The sequence below is a fragment of the Pseudomonas atagonensis genome (genome assembly GCF_011369485.1).
In the GTDB taxonomy this organism is placed as follows: Bacteria; Pseudomonadota; Gammaproteobacteria; order Pseudomonadales; family Pseudomonadaceae; genus Aquipseudomonas; species Aquipseudomonas atagonensis.
The window spans coordinates 1-1940 of record NZ_VXCA01000069.1 but is presented as its reverse complement, the minus strand read 5'-3'; the positions used below and the strand labels follow the sequence as shown (position 1 = coordinate 1940).

At 63.0% G+C, this 1940-nt stretch carries 1 protein-coding gene and 1 pseudogene; both read left to right on the top strand.

Features of this window, described 5'->3' with window-relative positions:
- A pseudogene (locus tag F2P67_RS27520) lies at positions 1–866 on the top strand (autotransporter); the annotation flags it as partial.
- A 112-nt stretch (positions 867–978) separates the two neighbouring features.
- Positions 979–1940, top strand: a 962-nt coding sequence (locus F2P67_RS27515) for an NAD(P)H-dependent flavin oxidoreductase (protein WP_166226397.1), incomplete at its 3' end; no start/stop codon positions are given.

Sequence of the window (1940 nt, the reverse complement as noted above, 5' to 3'; positions counted from 1 at the left end):
GGTTTGGCGTCGCCTTTCGTTACTCGCCCTGGACTGGCTGGACCTTTGGTTTCGGCTTCGGCTGGAGCTGGGGCGGCAGCACGGTGGCGATGGGCGGGGGCTGGGGCTCGTTTCCGTGGTGGGGCAATTACGGCTGGGGGTATGCGTGGGGGCCGCACTTGTATCCTGCGCCACTGGCGTGGGGCGGCGCCGCTTACGGCTATCGCGGCGGTGCCGTTGCCTGGGGACCCGGCGGCTGGGCTGGCACCACTGGAAATATTTATCATCAGTGGGGCGATCGGGCGACGGTCAGCCGTTATGGCGGCGGTTACAACGCTTGGACCGGCAATCGCTGGGCGGGTCAGGTCGGCGCCTCCTACAACTCACGCACTGGAGTGGCCGCCGCCGGCCAACGGGGCGCGGTGCACAATGTCTACACCGGCAACTACGCCGCTGGCCGCAGTGGCGTGGCCGTCGGGCCGAACGGTGGCGCAATCGCAGGTGAGCGCGTGACCGCAGGCAATGCCCGCACCGGCAACCAGGTCACCGCCAATCGCGGCGCGGTGTACAACCCCAATACCGGCAATACCACGCAATATGGCGGGATCCACGGACGCAATGGCGGCGCCGCCCGGGTCGGTGACAACGTTTATGCCGGGCACGATGGCAACGTTTACAAGAAAACCGACAACGGCTGGCAATCGATGGTCGGTGGCGGCGGCGCTACAAGGGCTGCACCGATCAACAACAATGCGCAACTGCAGAACCTCAACCGCGAGTCGGCGGCGCGCAACTTTGGCAACCAGCGCACCAGCAACTTCCACAACTCCTCACAATTCATGAACCGCTCGTTTGGCGGTGGCGGAGGCGGGCTTCATCGGCGTTGAGGCGCCGACTTGAGCGGTGTTCTGAATTTCAGAGTGGCTCTGCGGCCGGTTTTGCTGTTAAAAAACCGGCTCTGTCGTCCCTGCCCGTTTCATCGTTCGGAGAGTCACTTCCATGAGTCAATGGCCAGACACCCGCATTCTTGACCTGCTCGGCATTGAGTTGCCGATCATCCAAGGCCCGATGGCCGGCGCCACGAATTCGTCCATGGTCATCGCCGTGTGCAATGCCGGTGGCCTCGGTTCGATGCCGGCAGCCATGCTGAGCATCGAACAATTGCGCGAAGAGCTGAAGACTATTCGCGAGAACACCGACAAACCCTTCAATGTAAATTTCTTCTGCCACCAGCCCCCCGCCGCCGATGAACAACGCGCGAGCGACTGGAAAAACCTGCTGGAGCCGTACTACCGCGAACTGGGCGTCGACTTCGATGCGCCAACGCCCGTTTCCAATCGCGCGCCATTCGATGTCGAAGCCTGCGAGGTGCTGGAAACGTTTCGACCAGAGGTGGTGAGTTTCCATTTCGGCCTGCCGGAGAAGTCCCTGCTCGATCGGGTGAAAGCCACCGGGGCGAAAATCCTCTCCTCTGCCACCACTGTCGAAGAAGCGATCTGGCTGGAACAGAACGGCTGCGACGCCATCATCGCCATGGGCTATGAAGCCGGCGGCCATCGCGGGATGTTCCTCAGTGAGGACTTGAGCAGCCAGGTCGGAACGTTCGCGCTGGTGCCGCAGGTAGTCGATGCCGTGAAGGTGCCGGTGATCGCTGCCGGCGCGATTGCCGATGCCCGAGGCGTCGCGGCAGCTTTCATGCTCGGCGCTTCGGCGGTACAGGTCGGCACTGCGTACCTGTTCACCCCGGAAGCGAAAATCAGCGCAGCCCATCACAAGGCTCTGCGCACGGCCAAAGAAAGCGAAACCGCGATCACCAACATTTTTACCGGACGCCCGGCAAGGGGTATTCTCAACCGCGTCATGCGCGAGGTCGGCCCGATGTCGTCCAAGGCGCCGGCCTTTCCGTTAGCGGGCGGCGCACTGATGCCGTTACGGGCCAAGGATGACGCGCAGTTCGCCAA